At 62.3% G+C, this 17,563-nt stretch carries 20 protein-coding genes; 5 read left to right on the forward strand and 15 right to left on the reverse strand.

Features of this window, described 5'->3' with window-relative positions; all coding sequences use genetic code 11:
* Positions 1-258: 258 nt before the first annotated feature.
* The 4 genes from parA (at position 259) to KY49_RS35435 (ending at position 4,935) form a co-directional block, all read left to right on the forward strand.
* Positions 259-954 carry a ParA family partition ATPase gene (gene parA / locus KY49_RS12760; protein WP_042585037.1) on the forward strand — a complete coding sequence of 232 codons (696 nt, stop codon included), beginning with the start codon at positions 259-261 and terminating at the stop codon, positions 952-954.
* Entirely contained in the window at positions 951-1,991 is a 1,041-nt protein-coding gene (locus tag KY49_RS34785) for a ParB/RepB/Spo0J family partition protein (protein ID WP_042585038.1), read from the forward strand. The genes parA and KY49_RS34785 overlap by 4 nt, the downstream gene beginning before the upstream one ends.
* Before the next feature lie 1,070 nt (positions 1,992-3,061).
* Entirely contained in the window at positions 3,062-4,297 is a 1,236-nt protein-coding gene (locus KY49_RS12770) for a replication initiation protein (protein WP_042585039.1), read from the forward strand.
* Between the two features lie 494 nt (positions 4,298-4,791).
* Positions 4,792-4,935, forward strand: a complete 144-nt coding sequence (locus tag KY49_RS35435; protein WP_080410103.1) for a hypothetical protein — start codon at positions 4,792-4,794, stop codon at positions 4,933-4,935.
* A 149-nt stretch (positions 4,936-5,084) separates the two neighbouring features.
* Here KY49_RS35435 and KY49_RS12775 read toward each other — a convergent pair whose 3' ends face one another.
* Positions 5,085-5,468 carry a type II toxin-antitoxin system VapC family toxin gene (locus KY49_RS12775; RefSeq protein WP_042585040.1) on the reverse strand — a complete coding sequence of 128 codons (384 nt, stop codon included), beginning with the start codon at positions 5,466-5,468 and terminating at the stop codon, positions 5,085-5,087.
* Positions 5,465-5,671 (reverse strand): DUF2191 domain-containing protein, encoded by a 207-nt coding sequence (locus KY49_RS12780; RefSeq protein ID WP_042585232.1) that lies wholly within the window; start codon positions 5,669-5,671, stop codon positions 5,465-5,467. Before KY49_RS12780 ends, KY49_RS12775 begins: the two co-directional genes overlap by 4 nt.
* 313 nt (positions 5,672-5,984) lie before the next feature.
* Here KY49_RS12780 and KY49_RS12785 point away from each other — a divergent pair, with 313 nt between their 5' ends.
* Entirely contained in the window at positions 5,985-6,731 is a 747-nt protein-coding gene (locus KY49_RS12785; RefSeq protein ID WP_042585041.1) for an SOS response-associated peptidase family protein, read from the forward strand.
* Between the two features lie 56 nt (positions 6,732-6,787).
* On the opposite strand, the gene KY49_RS12790 is transcribed toward KY49_RS12785, so the two are convergent.
* The 13 genes from KY49_RS12790 to KY49_RS12855 all read right to left on the reverse strand — a co-directional run bounded on the left by KY49_RS12790 (position 6,788) and on the right by KY49_RS12855 (position 17,500).
* Positions 6,788-7,114, reverse strand: coding sequence for an H-NS histone family protein (locus KY49_RS12790; RefSeq protein ID WP_042585042.1), 327 nt, complete (start codon positions 7,112-7,114; stop codon positions 6,788-6,790).
* 886 nt (positions 7,115-8,000) lie between these two features.
* On the reverse strand, positions 8,001-8,858 hold the full coding sequence (locus KY49_RS12795) for a hypothetical protein (protein ID WP_042585043.1): 858 nt from the start codon (positions 8,856-8,858) through the stop codon (positions 8,001-8,003).
* Positions 8,859-9,107: 249 nt separating this feature from the next.
* A complete protein-coding gene (locus KY49_RS12800) occupies positions 9,108-9,866 on the reverse strand; it encodes a hypothetical protein (RefSeq protein ID WP_231636383.1) in 759 nt (252 codons plus the stop codon).
* Between the two features lie 16 nt (positions 9,867-9,882).
* A complete protein-coding gene (locus tag KY49_RS12805; protein ID WP_042585045.1) occupies positions 9,883-10,266 on the reverse strand; it encodes a hypothetical protein in 384 nt (127 codons plus the stop codon).
* Positions 10,267-10,308: 42 nt separating this feature from the next.
* On the reverse strand, positions 10,309-11,853 hold the full coding sequence (locus KY49_RS12810; RefSeq protein WP_231636384.1) for a YadA family autotransporter adhesin: 1,545 nt from the start codon (positions 11,851-11,853) through the stop codon (positions 10,309-10,311).
* Between the two features lie 143 nt (positions 11,854-11,996).
* Positions 11,997-12,476 (reverse strand): hypothetical protein, encoded by a 480-nt coding sequence (locus KY49_RS38490; RefSeq protein ID WP_231636385.1) that lies wholly within the window; start codon positions 12,474-12,476, stop codon positions 11,997-11,999.
* A 37-nt stretch (positions 12,477-12,513) separates the two neighbouring features.
* Entirely contained in the window at positions 12,514-12,756 is a 243-nt protein-coding gene (locus KY49_RS12820; RefSeq protein ID WP_082062340.1) for a hypothetical protein, read from the reverse strand.
* Positions 12,756-13,409: an HNH endonuclease signature motif containing protein gene (locus KY49_RS12825; protein WP_042585049.1), complete on the reverse strand. Its 654-nt coding sequence runs from the start codon at positions 13,407-13,409 to the stop codon at positions 12,756-12,758. The genes KY49_RS12820 and KY49_RS12825 overlap by 1 nt, the downstream gene beginning before the upstream one ends.
* On the reverse strand, positions 13,406-14,701 hold the full coding sequence (locus KY49_RS12830; RefSeq protein WP_042585050.1) for a DUF1173 domain-containing protein: 1,296 nt from the start codon (positions 14,699-14,701) through the stop codon (positions 13,406-13,408). The genes KY49_RS12825 and KY49_RS12830 overlap by 4 nt, the downstream gene beginning before the upstream one ends.
* Entirely contained in the window at positions 14,701-16,653 is a 1,953-nt protein-coding gene (locus KY49_RS38495) for a zeta toxin family protein (protein ID WP_231636386.1), read from the reverse strand. Before KY49_RS38495 ends, KY49_RS12830 begins: the two co-directional genes overlap by 1 nt.
* Before the next feature lie 12 nt (positions 16,654-16,665).
* On the reverse strand, positions 16,666-16,929 hold the full coding sequence (locus tag KY49_RS12845; RefSeq protein ID WP_042585051.1) for a hypothetical protein: 264 nt from the start codon (positions 16,927-16,929) through the stop codon (positions 16,666-16,668).
* Between the two features lie 14 nt (positions 16,930-16,943).
* Positions 16,944-17,141 carry a hypothetical protein gene (locus tag KY49_RS12850; protein ID WP_042585052.1) on the reverse strand — a complete coding sequence of 66 codons (198 nt, stop codon included), beginning with the start codon at positions 17,139-17,141 and terminating at the stop codon, positions 16,944-16,946.
* Between the two features lie 11 nt (positions 17,142-17,152).
* Positions 17,153-17,500 carry a hypothetical protein gene (locus KY49_RS12855; protein WP_042585235.1) on the reverse strand — a complete coding sequence of 116 codons (348 nt, stop codon included), beginning with the start codon at positions 17,498-17,500 and terminating at the stop codon, positions 17,153-17,155.
* Positions 17,501-17,563: the final 63 nt, after the last annotated feature.

Below are 17,563 nucleotides of genomic sequence, written 5' to 3' on the forward strand. Positions count from 1 at the left end.
CGTTCTCCACGTGGAGAAATTCGCACCCTCAGCCTAGCGTGAATGGTCGTCGATGCGTCGACCCGGATTTCGAAAGTATGAGTGGTCGCCGCGCGATCCACGATTCTCCACGTGGAGAACGATGTATGTTGTTTGAATAACACACGTTATTTGTGTTCATTGATTTTCTCGGCTACGCTCCGCCTGATCTATCCGTTCTCCACGTGGAGAACGCGCGGCCGATGTTCGTACTGACGGACCGACTTAGGAGATTCCAATATGGGCTTGGTATTCGCGGTAGCAAACCAAAAGGGTGGTGTTGGTAAGACGACGACCACGATAAATCTGGCTGGAGCATGTCACGATCAAGGCTACAAAGTGCTCGTGGCGGATGCAGATGATCAACAGTCCTGCATGAACTGGGCAGCAACGGCAGGAGAAGACCAACCGTTGCCGTTTCGCGTCGTCTCGCTCGGAAAACTGGGGAAAATGATTGGAAACGAAATTTCGGCCCTTTCGAACGATTACGACATCGTCGTGGTCGACTGCCCGCCAAACATCGCAGACCTGACGACTGGTCGGGTTCTTGCTGTCGCGGACGTTACTCTTGTTCCTACGGACGTGTCCCCTCTCGAGATGTGGAGCAATCAAGGCATGATTTCCTTGATCGAACGAACTCAAGTAGTCAATCCGAATGGAAAATTCGCCATTTTTTTAAATAAATATGAATCAAGATCGGCGCTGAGCGAGCAAATGGTTGCGTTACTGTCTGAAAGCGGCGTGACAGTGCTGAATCAAAAGATTCCCAGGCGTGAGGTTTACCGTCAGACCGCAGCGTTTGGCCGAACTGTATTCGACGTGAAGGGGCTTCGGAACGTTAAGGCCGCCAAACAAGACTTCAAGGCGCTGTTCGACGCTGTTGTCGACTTGCATGCAGGAAACGCAGGCGTCGACGAGGAAGGAGCACGCGCATGAGCGGAAGAAAACTAGATCTGACGAGCCGGGTGCGGGCAGGGATGGCAGCGCAGAAGGAGGCCGCGACTGAGCGGTTGACCACTGCCAATGTCGTCGAAATCGCTCATCGTGAAGCAGCACACGTACTTCCGGAAGACGTTGCGAGCCGCGTTACCCCGGCCGGGTCAGAGGAGGGGACGGTCGCATCCGACCGTCGACCGCTGAAAATTCGCGTCACGGACACGATCCCAAATCCATACAATCCGCGGGTCTTCTACGACGATCAAACGATCGGAGCGCTTGCGGAGAGCTTCGCGTCCCAGGGACAACTGGAAGCTATCAAGGTCACGCGCCTCCCACAATATCCCGATAAATGGGTAATTATCGACGGCGGACGCCGGGTGCGCGCAGCAATTCGGCGACGCGATGAGTTCATCGACGCCGAAGTAGTTGACGACGTACTCGAGGCAAAAAATCTTTACCTGCGTGCCTATCACGCAAATAAGGACCGTGACGAGCAGACCGATTTCGACGACGCGTATGCGTGGAAAAAGCTGCTCGACGACCAGGTCTACCGGGACCAGAACGAGCTGGCGGTTGCGGTCGGGCGCGACCCGAAGCACGTGAGTAAGGTTCTACAGCTAACGACGATGCCTGCGAAACTGCTGGAGCGAATGGCAAAGCAAGCCGACGTGGTCAAGCTTTCTCACGCTTACAACCTGAAGCTGATCTTCGATCGTGCCGGCGAGGCTGTCGCGGAGCACTGGCTGCATGAGGTCGTCGACGGCAAGGTTAGCGTTCGAAAGCTGGAGCAAGTTGCCTCGGAGGAGGCGAGGGCGAAGTCCCCCGGGCGAAGCAAGGTGCACTACCAATCCAAGTTTCCGTTCAGGCTTGAGGACGGAACGGAAATTGGCATTCTCAAACAATTCCCTGACGGGCGCACTGAGTTGACACTGAAAGGCATTACCGGCGCGGCGCAGGCCGACCTGGCGGACAAAATCAAAGCGCTGGTCGTTGATTGGTCCCGCTCCTTCAACGCGCAGGCCCCTGAGGACTGATGGTGGCGGTGTTGTCTCCGTGTATCTCATGAAAACAACACCATGTTGTTGTCTTTAAGAAAACACCACCTTTAAAAACCTTTGCGGTCCACACAGCCTTTCCAGACAAGCCTCTGCCGGTAGTTGGGTCATCCTTTGTGGGACCAATAGTCATGCTTTATGGGGTCAGGCCTAGCGCTGAGGTCATGGTTTGTGGGGTAAGGTAACGCTTTGTGGGGGACAGCTTCCAACACATTAATAATATTCCATAACTATATGATTAATAACAATTTACCTCCTGCGACACTGTCCGGGTTTAAGCCATAAGGTCATGGTTTCTGGGGCAGAAAGGTCGGATTCTGTGGGGAGGCCCGAAAAGGGCAGCCGCATTCGGCCGTAATCGGTTCAAAAGGTCGTGATCTATGGGGCATTGATGCTCCCCTAGTGAGCAGTCACTTTCGCATAACCATTTGATTTTAAAAGGATATTTTTCGGTCTCCCGAAAGGTCATGGTTTATGGGGCGAAGTGACATGGTCAGTTTGGTCCGCAATGGCCTGCGCCGGCTCACGGGCACTTCTCAAAGGTCGTAATCTATGGGGCGTAGTGGGCAACCATGATCACGTATCCATCTCAAAGGTCATGCTCTATGGGGAAATGAGGTGATCGAGCGGCCATTTCTAACGCCTCAGGTCATGGTTTATGGGGTAATCCAGCGGGCTCCCTCACATTGCAGATTCAAAGGTCGTGATTTATGGGGCGGTCGCCGATCAGAGGCTCCATTGGAGCACGTAAGAGTGCGGACAGGTCATGGTTTATGGGGAAGAAGGCACGCCGGTACTCCCCGTGTGCGCGGCGGACCGGTAGGAATCCTTCCGCGAAAGGTAACGGTCTATGGGGGGCCGCATAGGCTTGTCCGATAGGTCGTGGTTTGTGGGGTAAGCCTGGAAAGGTCATGGTTTATGGGGCGCCGCGGTCGAGCGACCATCGTCAACAGGTCATGGTCTATGGGGGAAGCTTAGAAAGGTCATGTCGATAGTCTTGATGACATGACTTTCGACGCCTACAATGCTGCGCAACCCTTGAGGACCGTATGGCGTCTACAAAACCAAAACCAAAATCAACTGCGACGGCAGTGGCGAAAGTGACTTCCAGCGAATTGCGGAAGCACGTCGGCACGGTTCACGTCGGAGGCGATCTCGGTCTGCTCGGCCGGAAGTTGTCGAATGTGTTGTTGCTAAATGCGTACGACGACCTTCTAACTAAGACGGTGCACGAGATTCCCGTGGGCATCATGAGCGAGATGCTCGGGTTCGACAGCAAGAATACCGGTGCGTTGAAAGAAGCCTTACGGAAGATCTCCTCCACGCCGATCGAATTCGACATCTTGCATGCTGCAGGGGATGAAGAGTGGGGGGTTACGACCTTGCTCAGCTCGGCAAACATTCGGAACGGGATCGTTACTTACGAGTACAGCAACGCGTTGGCAAATAAGCTCGCCAACCCAGAGATCTACCTGCTGATCAACATCAACGTGCAGAAGCAGTTCAGCGGCGCCTACGCGCTCGCACTTTACGAAAACTGTCTTCGATTCAAGCGAACCGGCTCGACCGGATGGATCTCCGTCGAGATCTGGCGAAAGCTCCTCGGTGCAGAAGCATCTACCTACGACGAGTTCAAGCATTTCAATGCTGAGGTGATAAAGAAGGCAGTGAAGGAGGTCAATACGGTTTCGAACATCTTGGTTACTGCAGAGTATGAGCGACAAAATCGCCGCGTCTCGAAGATTCGATTTCTGGTGGAGGAGAATCCGCAACGCTCGATGTACGACGATGGTGGAGAAGAGCAAGCGGCAATCCGTGCATCGGAGACGTATCGCCGGCTGGTCAAGCTTGGAATCGCTGACAGACTGGCGGTCGACTGGATTCAGCACGATCCGGATCGTGCGCAAAAGACCGTAACGTATGTTGAGGAGCGCAAGCGTACTAAGAAGATCCGAGGAAGTGCTGGTGGCTATGCGCGCACCGTATTCGAAGGCGGCGGTGAAATCGAAACCATCGAAGTAGTCGAAATGCGGAGCGCGCCGAATGGCATTGGAGATTCATCCTCCGATTCGGATGCGGTCGCGGAAGCTCGTGCGAGGGCTATTTCAGCCGTGATCAAGGCACTGACGCCAGAGCAGCGCGCTCAGTATGTTCGTGAGTTCGAAGAGGAAGGTGGCAAGGTGTCGTCGTACTCGTTGGAGACGGGAACATTTAAGGATGCGTTGGAACGGACTCACTACACTGCATGGCTTCGCAGCAAAATTGGTGGGGCGATTCCAACGTAAGCGACCTCAGCCCGCTCGAACGGAAAGCCGGCAACAGCCGGCTATCGGCCGCGCGCCAGGTTGCACGGGCTTCAGCATGGTACATCGGGGCGAGTAAGGGCGGGAGCTGATGTCAGGAATCAACCATAGCTAATATCTATCTAACAATGCCAGTCAATTGCAACCAATTTATTGGAAGCTTAAGCTGGGAGAGTGCGAGGTTGTTGTTTATGGAGATGTTTGGCTCGACCGTTAGTTGCATTTATTGCGCCTCACGCATACTCCCCGAGCGACGGGAATCGTCGTGCATCCAGTCGGCCGTGGTCCAGAATCTTCACGGTCTCGGCCAGGACTACCGACCCGGCAACTTGGCTGGCGATGGTCAGCGTCGGCCTGCACTACGGGGAGAACTCGAGGATCGTTCCGCAGCTCCAGATCAACGTGACACCTAAGGGCGCGGATCAAGGCGCGCTCTCCGACACCAACAATACAGCCGGCACGATCGTCACCCGGGCGTGAGTGCGGTCCACGTTGATTTTGACCGGAAAACGGCAACCGTCACTTACGACCCCGACCGGGTCCGGCCAGAGAGTCTGATGCGCGCGACCACCCACGCGGCTCATTTCGGCATTGCAACGTGCGCGCGAACGGCGGGATAGTCACGACGCCGCGCCTTTCACGACATTGGCGGCATCCCCCGCCGCCGTCTAGGTCGAGCCGCGGCGCGGCGCCGCCGGCCGCGCGCGCTTCCCACCAGTACTTGCCCGCGCGCAGTTGCGGATCCTGTAGAAGCCGGCAGCCGCTTCGCTCAATGCAGGTCAGGCGGTGCGTAGAGGACGCCGAATTGCTCCGCCAGTTGCGCGAGTCGCCGATCGCGCGTCCAGAGCCAGGAACTCGGGGTCAACAGCACCGACGCCAGCAGCGTGCAATCCACGGCACCGCATCCGCGCCCATACAGCCGTTCCCGCTCGATCCAGTCCGCCACCTCAGCTGCCGTCGCGAGTCGCGTTTGACGCAACAGCGCGAGATCCCCCAAGGTGCGGGCCCGCGGTTCGGGCGGCGTCCCACATGTGAGTTCGAGCATCACCAGCGGATGCGTCAAGACGTTATCGATGCGCAGCAGCTCGATAAGCGCCGGTAGCGGCCGCCGGAAATGCTCAACCCACACGGACGTGTCGACCAGGACGCTCATCGGGCGGGCGCCTCAGGGTTGCGGCGCGGCACATCCGGCATGTCGGGCGCGCGACCGCCGAGCGCAGCCAAGCGTTGGCCGGCTTGGACACGCACGAACGTTTCCAGTGCGGCCCGGAACAGATCGGCCGGCGGCATGCCCGGCTCGGCGAGCTCGAGTGCTCGCGCGTAGAGGGTGTCGTCGACGGTAACGGTGGTGCGCATGATGTCTCCTTTGATTCGATTCAGCATCAATTTTAGCATCAATTGGGTGAGAGTCCAGTCGATGACGACCGGCGCATGGCCCGACAAAACGTCGTGCTATAGCAATTGAACCCGACATTTGGTCGGGTTTTGTGACGGAGGCTTATGCAACAAGACCCAGCCGGCGGCTCTACGTGTACGGGTTGTCTCGGGGCGGCGCAAAGGAGGTGTTCCGATTGCGGACACCGCGGCGAAGTGCGGCATCCGGATGATACGCACGACCGCGAACACGCGACGTATGCGCTGTGCGGATCGCCGGTTGAACTGGAGTGGGATGAGCAGCGGCGAGCGACTCGGACGAGCGACGCTTGAACCGCGGTATGGGGACTCGCTAAAGGGATCGCGCTTTCAGATCGACCTGTTCCGGCGCACACCATGCCAACCGGAGATCTACCAGGACGATCTCGTGCCGATCTTAGCTGACGTCGATGGCGAGATCACGTCGCTGCTGGCCGGGTTCGGCTTCTGGCCGCGTGCGTTACAGAAAGCGAACGTCGAGCGTGCGAAGGAGGCCGGGCGTAAGCCGCCGATCATGCGCAGCACGATGAACGTGCGCGACGACAACTTGGGCAAATCGCCGCTATACGGGCCCGCGTTGCGCGCCGGCCGACGCTGCTTGATCCTGGCCGACTGGATCTACGAACCGTGCTACGAGACCGGGAAGAACGTTTGGCACCGCATCGGCCTGGCGGGTTGGCGGCCGATGTGCGTCGCCGGCATTTGGCGGACACTACGGAATCCTGATGGATCAGAAATGCACGTGATGTCTATGGTCAGGGGCGACGCGGACACGCATCTGGTGATGTCGCCCATGCACAAGCCAGGCGACGAGAAGCGATCGATCGTGATCCTGCGGTCCGACAATTGGGAGGAGTGGCTCACCACATCGAACGTCGAAGCCGCGCGCGCGATGTTGCAGTTGTTTCTCGCAGACGAGATGGTGGTAGAGCCAGCGCCGAAGGCCTCCGACCGCAACGCCCGCACCGGGACCGACGTCCGGTCCAACTCATCGTTGTTCTGAATCGCAGGGCGCGGCGTTGCCCGCAGGGTCGATCGGAACTGCGGCCCCTGCTCGTCCTATGCTTCTTCGCCGGGCCACCACGGCTTCGCGGCTCGCTCGACGAGGAAGTCGTCAAGATTCTTCCCCTCGAGCCATTTGGGGCGCGGGCCATGCCCGGACCAGGACTTGCCCGACGACGGGTCGTAGTACTTCGCCGGCGCCCGCCGTTTGCGCGATTTCCGGAAGCCCGCCGCACGCAGCAGTTCGTCTTCCGTGATGCCGTAGAGCGCAACGTGCTCCTGAACGGCGGCCAAATACGCCGCCCGCTCGTTTTTCTTGACGTCCGCGAGACGGATATTCAATTCGCGCAGTTGTGCCTGAAGGTCTTGTAGTTGAGTGATCATAATCGGTTATCGGGTTATTCCAATACGGCGGAATGGTAACGGATGATCGGTGCGATTTTGAAAGTTCCGCGGGGTGCCGATCCGGACAGTCGGTGTTGGCACCCGTGAGGTCGTCGCTGATGAGTGCCGCCAACAACGCGGCGCAGAGCGCTTTCGGGATCCGGATGTTGGTGTCTGCCGCGCGCACGAAATACAGGCGTAGAAATGTCTCGAGGTCAGTGTCGGCGCCATCGCGCCGCACGTACTCGCGATAGGTAGCCGAGCGCTTTGGTCGAGTCGACGATCATGGTGGTCGGCGATGGCTTCCTCCTGCAGACTCGGGCGGGGAAAGGAGCAGGGCGCATGGTCGAAGGGCCGACTGCGATTGACGGTTAGTTGCGTTGATGAAATACCCCCGTTCTGCTGACTTCGCTGCGATGGATAACCGATGTCGTCACGGGCAGCCAGGCGCGCGCACGCGCGCGTTGAGCCGGTGGCCGGCGTGCCGGCCGCCGGTGATTTACGCGCCGTTGCGCCGCGGCGGCCCATGGACGCCGTGGCGCTTACGGCCTGCCGGAGGCGAGCGCTCGGGGACCGCTGGTTTGTCCAGGCAAGCGGGCGAATGCCCGCGTGATTCCTCGCCGGCACGCCGGCGAGGCTGGATTTGCCTAGGTAGTTAGAGATAGCTTCTGATTAAGAGCCGACAATTAACTACGATCAGACCCGACATTTAACTGCCTTTATCCACAGCTTCGCCGCACAACGGCACGCGCGCGCGGGGCAAATGCCGTCCTTGCCATCGCTCAGCACGTCGTCTCGGCCGGCAACATGCCGAACGCGGGCCCGCAGACCAAGCGCCGCCCTCGCGACAGCGATCGAAAGGTCGTGGTTTATGGGGAAGCGAAGATCAGGTGGGCGGTGCTAACTGCCGACGCGCTTCGGCGTAGCAGGCGTCCCGATCCCACTCGGGATGGGTCGATTTCAACTGGGCGGCGCACAGCATCACGCTGCGCTCGTAATCGGCCAGCCGACGGGCCTGGTCGCGCTCAACGAAGCGCTGTGACGACTTCTCGGGGAGCGACGCCACGAGTCCGGCCGCGGCCGCACGACGTTCGCGCTTGTGTTGTTGCGTGGCACGCCGCTGTGCGCGCAAGTGCGCGCGGCTACGCTCATGTTGGAGCCATGCGCGCATGCCGAATGCGTCGAACAGTGCGGGCGGCAGGTATTTGATCGCCGCCAGTCCCTTGTAGCGATCGCCCGCGAACGACTCCTGCAGCGCACACTGGCGACGGATCTTGGCCAGGCCGGCAGTCTGCAGGTCCCGAAGCGCGCGTTCGGCGCGCCGCACTCCGAGACCGGCCTGGTCGGCAAAGAACGGCAGGGTGAGATCGACCCAGCCGGTGGCGGCCGGAATGCCGACGCGGAGGGTGGCCAGATCGCAGTATTTGATCATGGCCCGCAGCAGCTGCGCGCACGCAATCCGGCGTTCACTTCGCTGCTGGCGCCGCGAGCCGTTCGCGGCGTTCAGCGCGGGAAGCCAGCGCGCCGGTCGATCGAGGTAGCGCTCAAGGCGCAGTGACAACGTGCGCAGGATTCGCGGCGAATTCGGCGGCGCAGGTGTGGGAATATCCCCCGGCCAAACCCGATCCGGCAACGCGACGTCGCGTGCGCGGCCGCGCGGGCGCAGCTGCACGTCGCGCGTTGACGTCGGCGCGCTCGTGGCGCGCTCGACGTCGATTGCCGGACGGGAGAGGGAGATCGTCACGGGCGCAGAGTTATCGCGTCGTGTCGCTCGACTGATTGCTTAAGAGAATGAAACCGCACGCAGCGCGGGAATACGCGGATAAGCTGATATTCATGGCAATCGCGATCCATTGAGTTCGTTGTTGATCGCGCTTGACACCAGTTCGCGGCGAACTAGAATGAGGCAGTCCCCTCAGGACCGATGCGTGCCACGCGTTGTGTGTCAAGCGTCAGCGGAACCCCCCTGTTTGCCGACAGGGGGTTTCTTTTTTTAAAGCGCACGCCTTTTGCGCCCGAGTGCGCCGACGCGTTTGCCGACCACGACGACATTGCGCGGGTAGCGCTTGGCGAAGTAGCCTTCCGGAGCGTCGCGATCGCGCAAGTGCAAGCTGAAATCACCGCGAGGGGCGACGCGTGCGGCGAGCCGCACTGCCTCAAACCAGGCGTTCGCATAGTGGTTCGGACGCGCAGGCGCAGGCAGAAACACCCAGTGCACGATGACCGCTAAGGACGTCGCGAAGAGAAACGTCGTCGCCAGCGTGTTGACGATTGAGCGGAAGTCATGCGCGTTGGCCGTAAGGATCTGATGCAGTCCGTCCGCAAACTCGACGGGGTTCGTGAACCACATCAGTACGCCGAGCCCGAACGCCACCGCTGGCATGAACATGAGCACATTGGTGAGCGCTCGGAAGACGCCTGCGGCGACGTCGGTCCAGATGCGGAGCTTGAAGCGCCACTCCTGAGCGAGCTCGGCCTCGATATTCCGGATCGTGCCTTCCCGAACCTCACCGACCGGCACGTCGTTCAGGCGGACCTCCCATACCGTGCCCGCGGTGATATTGACCGTGACCGGGGGCGCCGATGGTGACCTGCCGCGCCGGGAAATCAGCCGATTGATTACTTCGGAAAGGGGAATCGCCAAAATCACGGCGAGCATGAGGGCCGCGCCATACTTGAAATGCGCTGCGGCGGCGATTGCGAGAACGATGGCCGCAGCCATCACAAGGGTTGAGGTACGGACGGAACGCATGGTGTTCTCCTCTACGTTAGCTGGACGCGTGACCGCCGTCCGTTAGGATTGCTTGCTCGACAAACGGAATCCCGATGAGGTGGTGCAGGACGACGTCGCGCTCGGGTGAAAGCGGACCGATTTGAACCTGCTCATTGGCGACGAAATACGTGCGACCGTCCGGGCCCAGTGAAACGCGACAGGCCGATCGCTCAAACGTACAGATCGAGTCGCTTGCGACGACGACCACCAGGCCGTTCGGCGCAGGAGCGAAGCGCGTACTCTCGAGAGTGACCGGCGACGCGGGAGCCGAAGTACCGGACTGCGGGAACTTGGCCTGGCCCGCGGCCGTTCGATCATCGACCAGCGATCGGCCGTGATGGTTGGCGTGGTTGCCATCTCGTTGCTTCAGTGCGACCATAGTGATTCCCTGGTTTCCTCTTCGACATGGATGTCCGGTCGGCTACCCCGCATAACCGGCACCCACGCCGGCGGCGACCGTGCCGCGCGTGTTCGTGGAGCCGCTCGCCTTGAAGATCCAGCGGCCGCCATACGTGGACAAGCCGACCGCCATCGCCGACTGTCCGGCGTAGCTGCCGCCGCCGATTGCGGCCACGCTTGTTCCGGGACTCGGCGCTTGCGGGAGACTCGCGATCGCGACGGCCGACGCGGTACCGCCATTGGCATCACGCCGGTCGTGTTCGATCTGGTTGCGCACGCTGCCCAACGAGTCGTTGAGCTGCTGGACGTTGACCGCATCGGTCGGCGCGACGCCCGCGGAAACGTTGGAGAGCGTCCGCGTGAGCCCCGTTGCGGCGTTGCCGAACGACACGGTATTGTCGCGCTCAGCGACGGTTCCCGGACCGAGCGCCACGGCGTTGTTCGCAGACGCTGTGGCATTGCTGCCGACCGCGACGGCCTCGGTGCCGCTCGCTGCGGCGGCCGTCCCCGACGAATTGACGGAAACGAACTTCAGGCTGCCTTGCTGGCTCGGCACCGGTTGGCTTGGGACGGACGCCTGGATTCGGCCGACGTGGGACGCGAGCTCCGTGATCGCGCTCGTATTGGCCTGAACCGCCTGATTGGTTGCGAAAAGCTGCGCACCGTTGACTGCATCGGTACTGGTCGTGGAGAGCGCACCCGATGCGACGTTGCGCAGCGGGACGGTGGAGGTGGCGTGTAAGCCGCCGAGCGTCACGCTGACCCGCGCGGGGTCGTCATAGGACACGGCGTTGCTCGCGACGGCATTGATGGCCCCGGCGACCTGGTTGAGCTGCGTGACATTCACCGCGTCCGTCGCCTCTCGCGCGGCGGCGACGCCGGTGATCCGCCGCGCGCCATCGGTACCGGAGGCGTCCATAATCGTGCCGCCCGTAGTCGCGCCGATCGTGATCGCGCCGGCGCCCGGTGCGCCGCCGGCTTGCTGGACGAGTCCGACCGTGCCTGCCGCCATCCCGGTTGCCAGGCCGGCAAGCGTCTGGTTCGTCACGTAGAGCTGGCGGCCGGACACGGCGTCGGTGCTGGCGCTGGTCAGCACGGCGTCGGCGACATTGGTCAGGGCCACGGGCGCGCTGGCGGCCGGCGAGCCGAGCGTCACACGCGCGCGCGACGCATCGTCGTAGACGACCGCGTTCGCGCCGATCGCGCCGACCGTCGTCGCCAGCTGCTGCAGCTGCGAGACGTTCACCGCGTGGGTGGCGTCCGAGCCGCCGGCAACGCCCTTGATCTGCCGCGCGCCGGCCGTACCACTGACGTCGACGACCGTGCCGCCGGTAGTCGCGCCGATCGTGATCGTGCCGGTGCCAGGTGCACCGCTGGATTGCTGAACGAGCCCGACCGTGCCGGCCGCGAGGCTGGTCGACAGGGTGGTCAATGCGGTTCCGTTTGCCGCAACGCCGGTCGATAGCGAGCCGATCGCGACGGAGTAGTCGCCCATCGCACGCGAGCCGTTGCCGGTGGCAATCGCGATCGATATCGCCGTCCGCTTTGGCCGACAAATCTTATTCATTACAATCCTCGACACAAAATCGAGAGCCCGCGTCTCGGGACACGTGCGCCTGCGCTTGCGCAGGGCTTGGATCCCCCTTGCTCCTGTCCTCCGCCAAGATCGCGGGAGCAGGGGGGGAGATCTTTCCAAACAGGCGTCACGTTTCAGGGTGAGAGCATCACCTCCTCGTTGCGGGACAAGGTCTTCTTCGCCGTTACAACGACGTCGTCTTCGCGCGGCCGAATCGGCAGCTGGCGCGCCGCGTCTGCCGCCTCGCGCGCGCATGCGAGACTCGTCGAGTTCGCCGCGATCGCGCAGAAGCGTTCGCGAGCTCGCCCGGTCTCCGCCTGGAATTCCGGCGTGCTCGAGATCGATGCGATTTCCGAATCGGCATAACGCGCGCCGCGGCGGGCCTCGATGGTCTGCAACGCGTCGTAGACGGACGGGGCGAGCGACATCAGGGCGACCCGAACAGACGAGCGCGATTCCGCCGACACAGCGGGCGAGTGAACAGGGGGCAATCCGGTCATGACAGGTACGCCCATCAGCGGTGCCGGGCGAGCGTCAAGCTCCAGCGCAACGGCGCCGACAGATGTCAGAGCCGACATCGCGAAGAGCAGGGCGGAAGCGGCGAGGCGTTTCATGTAGTTCTCCAGGTAGATGCGACTGTCGCCGCATGAATCAGCGCAAGCGATGCTGCTGCGTACCCGTAATCCCGGCCGGCAGGTTGCTTTCCGTAATGAAGCCCGTTCCCTTTCCCCCAACAATCTTCAGGTACTCGACCTCGACCTTCGCGCTATTGATCACCACCTGCGCGACCTGAGCAATCGCCTGCGCACGCTCGATCTCCATCGGCTGTTCCTTGCTCCGCAATTGCGCAAGCGTTTCGAACAGGTGCTTTCGCAAGTCCTCGATCGTGTTCATCACTTTCTCCGGTTGATGGTTCGGACGACAGCTGCCTTCAGGCGAATCACGCCCTTCAGTTTTTCGGGCAGGTTGTGAATCGAATTGCGCCGCATCAGTTCGACGCGCGGTATGCACTCGAGGTTGGGAAGCGCGATATGGGACTTGTCGCCGTCACAGAAACACACGGCGTGGCCGGGCGGCACCGGACCGTGCACCTGCTCCCAGAGCAGGATGTGTACGGCAACCCAATCGCGTGGCGGATAACCGGTATCGGTAACCTTGCGCTGCAGGTAGCCTTCTTTCGAATAGCGTTCGCTGCCAATGGGCATCCAGTTGCCCGGCTTGCTGCCCTTCTTGAACCGGGTCGCCTCACCGCCCGTGGTAACGCCCTTCTTGCCCTTGTTCCACGGCACGTGCCCCTTCGGGAAGCGACAGCTCGTGCCGCGCGAACCGTCGAAGCGGCCGGACCCGGCGCTCCCGTAGAAGTCCGGTGATTTTCGGATTCCCAGCGCGGCCGCCTTGGCATGGACGGTGTAAACCGCACAATCGAGCACGCGCGCGATCAGCTCGGCTGTCTCGTATGGATAGCGCTCGCGCAGGTATTCGATTTCGGCCGGCCACCATTTCTTGCGCGGCCCGCGCGGCGAACCGGACTGCGTGGCTCGGTTCATATCGAGCTCCTCGGATCTCGACGTTCGCCGGCGTTGGCGCTATCGTCCGGCACGTCGTACGGAAGCCGACCGGCGTGCGACGCCATCAACTTCTTCCAGTTCTCGAGCGGCTCGGGCAGGGCCGGCATAGCAGCCTTGAGCGGCTCCCAAACCCACGAATCGAGCTGGCTTCCCGCCAAGAGGTCGTCGAGCGCGGCCTGATATGCCTCGGTCACCGCCGGCGGCACCAGATACAGCGCGGTCGCGCGCTCGGTGTCCGAGAGTACCGCGGTCGCGAGGGGGCGCGTCGACGGCAGGTTGTAACGCAGGCATTTCATGTAACGGCGCGCCGCGATCGCCTTCAGCAGCGTGGATTCGATTTCCGATTCGAACGGAATCCACTGCTCGGTCGTCAACATCAGCGCGACCTCAACGACGGAAGCGATGCCGGCGCGCGAGACGCTCGCGGTCGCGATGGCCACCATGTGGGCTTCCTCATGGATGTTCCACAGCTCCAGTTCGGCCTCGAACCGTTTTTTCAGGCGCTTGTGGACGTCGTCGTCGAGCATCAGCCCGTAGTCGGGCAAGTGCTTCAACACCAGCTTGTGCCCGTAGCGCGACGGGGCGATCTCTTTCAGTTCTCCAATCGCGAGCATGTAGCGCTGCGCACCATTCGGGGACGTCACAATGCGCGCGATCCGCTCGGTGCGCCGCTGCTGGATCGCATCCTTCTGGTCCGCCACGAACGACTCCGGGATGTACAGCAGCTCCGACAGGTCAACGCCCTTGGTGATCTTGTCGGTGGCGACCTGCAGCAGGTACTTGCGAATCACATACCAACTGCGCTTGCCTTTCATGGCGGGCGACCACCGATTCAGGCCCGCCTGCTCCCAGAGGTAGTGAAGCGTCGCGCGCAACGTCAGCTTCTTGCCGTCGGCCTTGACGCTGTCGGCTTCTTTCTCCGATGGCGCCGGCGCCTGCTTCTGGCCACCCTTGGACATCGCGAAGCCGAACTTCAGCGCGACTTGCCCCGTCTCGAGGTCTTCCTGGATCGCGCTGCCCTCGACGTCGCCCAGGCCCGACAGCTCGGGCGGAGGATCGTATGATTCGCAGCCGATCGCGTGCTGGCCACCGGTATCGGGCATGCGCTTGATCAGGAAGCGGTCTTCGAACCGAGCGATATACATCTCGATGCCGGGGTTCTGACAGCGGCACAGCGGCCGGATCTTCTTGTCGTGCGCGCCCGGCAGCACCGCGAACAGCTCGGGTGTCGCCGCTTCGAAGACCCGCCCGTCAATGTCGTAACTGGCCATCACCGACTCCTTTCCAGGTCCATGCCCGGGCGGTTCTGCTGCAGCTCGCGGGCTTCGTCGTGGGTCAACACCCTGGTCGTGCCTTGGTCCGAATGCAGCAGCGCCGTCTTCTCGCCCTGGTGGATCTCGCGATCGAGCTTGCCGCGCTCGACCATCACGACCATGTTCTCGGAGATCTGGACGAGGGCGTGCTGTGACGTCTTCGCGACGACATCACCCTGCATCACACGATCGGGTTCGGGTGTGCGGATCATCAGGTTGCGCTCGCGTGCGACGACGCCCATCACGCGCTCAGACTCGGCGAGCGTCGTGTTGCCGCCCGGGATCTGCCCACGATGCAGCTGCTCGGACAAGCGGCCGAGAGTATCGAAGTACTGCTGCTGCCGATCGGCCAACGGGGTATCCGGTTGCCAGCCTTTGCGCACGTCGGCGAGCTGTCGATAGGCGCCGTCGAATTCCGGATAACGGGCCAGCGCAGCCACGTTAGGACCGTCATCAAACACCTTCGCGCGCTTGAAGATCTCGCTATGCTCGAACGTGGCGCGATCCTCGCGAGCCGCCTGGAGCCGCTTGGACACGTCGGCGAGATCCTGAGGGCCAACGCCCGGCGTGCGTTCGTTGCGCGCGCGGGTGCGCTCGACGATCTCCTCGAGGATCTCGATGTGGGCGCTTCGTTCGCTTAGGGTCAGCAGGCGATCCCGAACGGATTCAAGTGTCCGCGCGGCTTCAGACGGCGCTTCCGGGCGATCGACGTCCCGTCCCTTGGCGGGCGTCTGCCTCTGGCGATCGCCGCTCATCTCCTTGGTCGGATTTGCCGGGGAGACGCCGCCTGGATCGGTGACGACCAGGTGCCCGTCAATGCGGCCCACGTTGTCGGGGCCCGCGTCGCCCCACACGTAACCCCGGCGCTTCAGGCCGTCTTGCAAGGACTGCACGTCCGCTTGTGTGATCCCCCGTGTGTCAGCCTTCGGGAGTATTTCGTAACGAACATAGCCAACGGCGCCGGCATGCTCGGCCTGGAGCACCTCGGGAACGTTGGGACGCGGTGTCGATTCCCCTACGCCGACTCGGACCACACGGTCTTTCGCATCAAGTACCACCGACGACGCGCCTCCAGCGAGCGGTCGCAAATCGCGGATGCCGAGCGAAGCCAGCTCACGATCAAGCGCGCGAACGCTTTTAGCGCCGAGCACTTCCTTCGCAACCGGATCGGGGACCACGCCCCACCGTGTATCGCGACTCGCCGCGCTGAGCGCCTCAAGCAACCCTGACGTTTCCGTTTCGCGCGTTACGTGCCGGTCACGATTGCGTTCGCCGTTGTAGACCTCGCGGCCGTGACTGTCGTAGATCCGGATGCGATCAGCCAGGCCGTCGCGCTCCAGACGATCAACCGTTGCGGGCAGGCCGCGATAGGCCTCGTCGTGCTGTTCGCGATTGACCACGCGGCCGGTCTGCCCCTCGGCTGCGAGCTGCTCATAACGCAACCGCGCGCGGTCGAAAGAAGGATCCGGGGGCACCGCCATCACGCGCGCCTCGACGGTATAGCCGGCGCGCTGCAGCCGCTCCGCGAGGGTCGCGATGTTGTCCGGGTTGCGCATGGTGCCGTCGACAATCAGGTTGCGGCGCTCGTCCTCGGCTCGCTTGGTCAGGCGTGAGGCCCACTTGCCGGCCAGCGCCTGCGTCTGGTCCGCCGCTCGCTCGGGATCGGCCTTCGCGAGGGCCCGATACGCGGGGTTGAACTCGCGCATCTGGTCGGCGTCGATCACGACGGCGCCGCCGCGATCGCGTAGCTCGCGTTGTGCCACCCCGGCGAGACCGGCCTTCCCGGAGCCGGGTTGCCCGCCGAGCAGGATCGCCACAGGCTGCTCTTGCCGCTCGGTGGTCTCGATCGCGCGTTGCTCCACGCGACGGTAAATTGCGTCGAGATCCGCATCGTTCAGTTCGCGTGCCATCGTCGCCGCTCCTTAAACGATCGACTCGTCGCGAGCGATGGGGCCGTACTGGCGAATCACCTCCTCGATACGCTGGTCATCGAACGGAGCGAGGGCGTTGCGCAGTTCAACGAGCTCGTCCTGCCGCGCGTGGAGCGCCTCGATGCGCGCCGCGTCCGGCGGATCCTGGCGCATGGCGTCGCCGATGTCCTCCGCGCACTTCGCGATCACGGTGCCGACAATGCCGAGCGCGACCTCGTAGCGGATGATGCTGTGGTTGAACAAACCGTTTTTCATCGTGGTCTCCGGGGTTAGTGCATCGCGCAGCCGCGGCAGAGCAGGGCCGGGGCGGTGGACACGTAGGGGGTTCGTGGGGTGCCGGCGTCGGTCGACGTGAACCCGGCGCCGTTGGGGGTAGCGGGTGCGCAGCCGACCAGCAGCGTGGCGAGCGCGACGCCGGCCAGGGCGAGCGGTTCGCGACGCGCGGCTTGAAGGAAAGGGTTCCGCATGCTTCACCTCATCAAAACAAGATGCCGTAGCCGGTTGCCCGGAATTTCTCGATGACGTCCTGGTTCTGGTCGTCACGGAACGACGAGCGGGGCCGTTTGCGCGGCGGGGCATTTGCCGTATTCGCGGCGCTGGCGCCGCTGGCGGGCTGAGCGGCGACCGCGGAGGCGCCGGACGCAGCGGCGGCAGACGCCGTGGTATTTCGGGGAGCGATCAATTCGGACAGCCGCTGCCGCGCGATTGGGATGTCCTGACACGCGACCAGCGTGAGCACGGTGGCGGAGATCGCCGTTGCGGCAACGAGACGGTTCGCCAAACGGCGAAAAGTCACATGAATGGAGGTAAAATGCGTGATAGGCATGCGTTCGTCTCCTGAAGCGGTGAGGGGATGACGCCGGACCAACATACCCAGACGCCTGAGACA

The organism is Burkholderia sp. MSHR3999, assembly GCF_000833595.1.
Classification (GTDB): domain Bacteria; phylum Pseudomonadota; class Gammaproteobacteria; order Burkholderiales; family Burkholderiaceae; genus Burkholderia; species Burkholderia ubonensis.

What these genes read in the sequence shown, in the direction of transcription:
- KY49_RS12800 (WP_231636383.1), bottom strand. Translation starts at nt 9,866, where the DNA reads ATGCGTTCCGTCCGTACCTCAACCCTTGTGATGGCTGCGGCCATCGTT.
- KY49_RS12805 (WP_042585045.1), bottom strand. Translation starts at nt 10,266, where the DNA reads ATGGTCGCACTGAAGCAACGAGATGGCAACCACGCCAACCATCACGGC.
- KY49_RS38490 (WP_231636385.1), bottom strand. Translation starts at nt 12,476, where the DNA reads ATGAAACGCCTCGCCGCTTCCGCCCTGCTCTTCGCGATGTCGGCTCTG.
- KY49_RS12790 (WP_042585042.1), bottom strand. Translation starts at nt 7,114, where the DNA reads ATGATCACTCAACTACAAGACCTTCAGGCACAACTGCGCGAATTGAAT.
- KY49_RS38495 (WP_231636386.1), bottom strand. Translation starts at nt 16,653, where the DNA reads ATGGCACGCGAACTGAACGATGCGGATCTCGACGCAATTTACCGTCGC.
- KY49_RS12855 (WP_042585235.1), bottom strand. Translation starts at nt 17,500, where the DNA reads ATGCCTATCACGCATTTTACCTCCATTCATGTGACTTTTCGCCGTTTG.
- KY49_RS12785 (WP_042585041.1), top strand. Translation starts at nt 5,985, where the DNA reads ATGAGCAGCGGCGAGCGACTCGGACGAGCGACGCTTGAACCGCGGTAT.
- KY49_RS34785 (WP_042585038.1), top strand. Translation starts at nt 951, where the DNA reads ATGAGCGGAAGAAAACTAGATCTGACGAGCCGGGTGCGGGCAGGGATG.
- KY49_RS12780 (WP_042585232.1), bottom strand. Translation starts at nt 5,671, where the DNA reads ATGCGCACCACCGTTACCGTCGACGACACCCTCTACGCGCGAGCACTC.
- KY49_RS12820 (WP_082062340.1), bottom strand. Translation starts at nt 12,756, where the DNA reads ATGAACACGATCGAGGACTTGCGAAAGCACCTGTTCGAAACGCTTGCG.
- KY49_RS12775 (WP_042585040.1), bottom strand. Translation starts at nt 5,468, where the DNA reads ATGAGCGTCCTGGTCGACACGTCCGTGTGGGTTGAGCATTTCCGGCGG.
- KY49_RS12810 (WP_231636384.1), bottom strand. Translation starts at nt 11,853, where the DNA reads ATGAATAAGATTTGTCGGCCAAAGCGGACGGCGATATCGATCGCGATT.
- KY49_RS12830 (WP_042585050.1), bottom strand. Translation starts at nt 14,701, where the DNA reads ATGGCCAGTTACGACATTGACGGGCGGGTCTTCGAAGCGGCGACACCC.
- KY49_RS12825 (WP_042585049.1), bottom strand. Translation starts at nt 13,409, where the DNA reads ATGAACCGAGCCACGCAGTCCGGTTCGCCGCGCGGGCCGCGCAAGAAA.
- KY49_RS12850 (WP_042585052.1), bottom strand. Translation starts at nt 17,141, where the DNA reads ATGCGGAACCCTTTCCTTCAAGCCGCGCGTCGCGAACCGCTCGCCCTG.
- KY49_RS12770 (WP_042585039.1), top strand. Translation starts at nt 3,062, where the DNA reads ATGGCGTCTACAAAACCAAAACCAAAATCAACTGCGACGGCAGTGGCG.
- KY49_RS12845 (WP_042585051.1), bottom strand. Translation starts at nt 16,929, where the DNA reads ATGAAAAACGGTTTGTTCAACCACAGCATCATCCGCTACGAGGTCGCG.
- parA (WP_042585037.1), top strand. Translation starts at nt 259, where the DNA reads ATGGGCTTGGTATTCGCGGTAGCAAACCAAAAGGGTGGTGTTGGTAAG.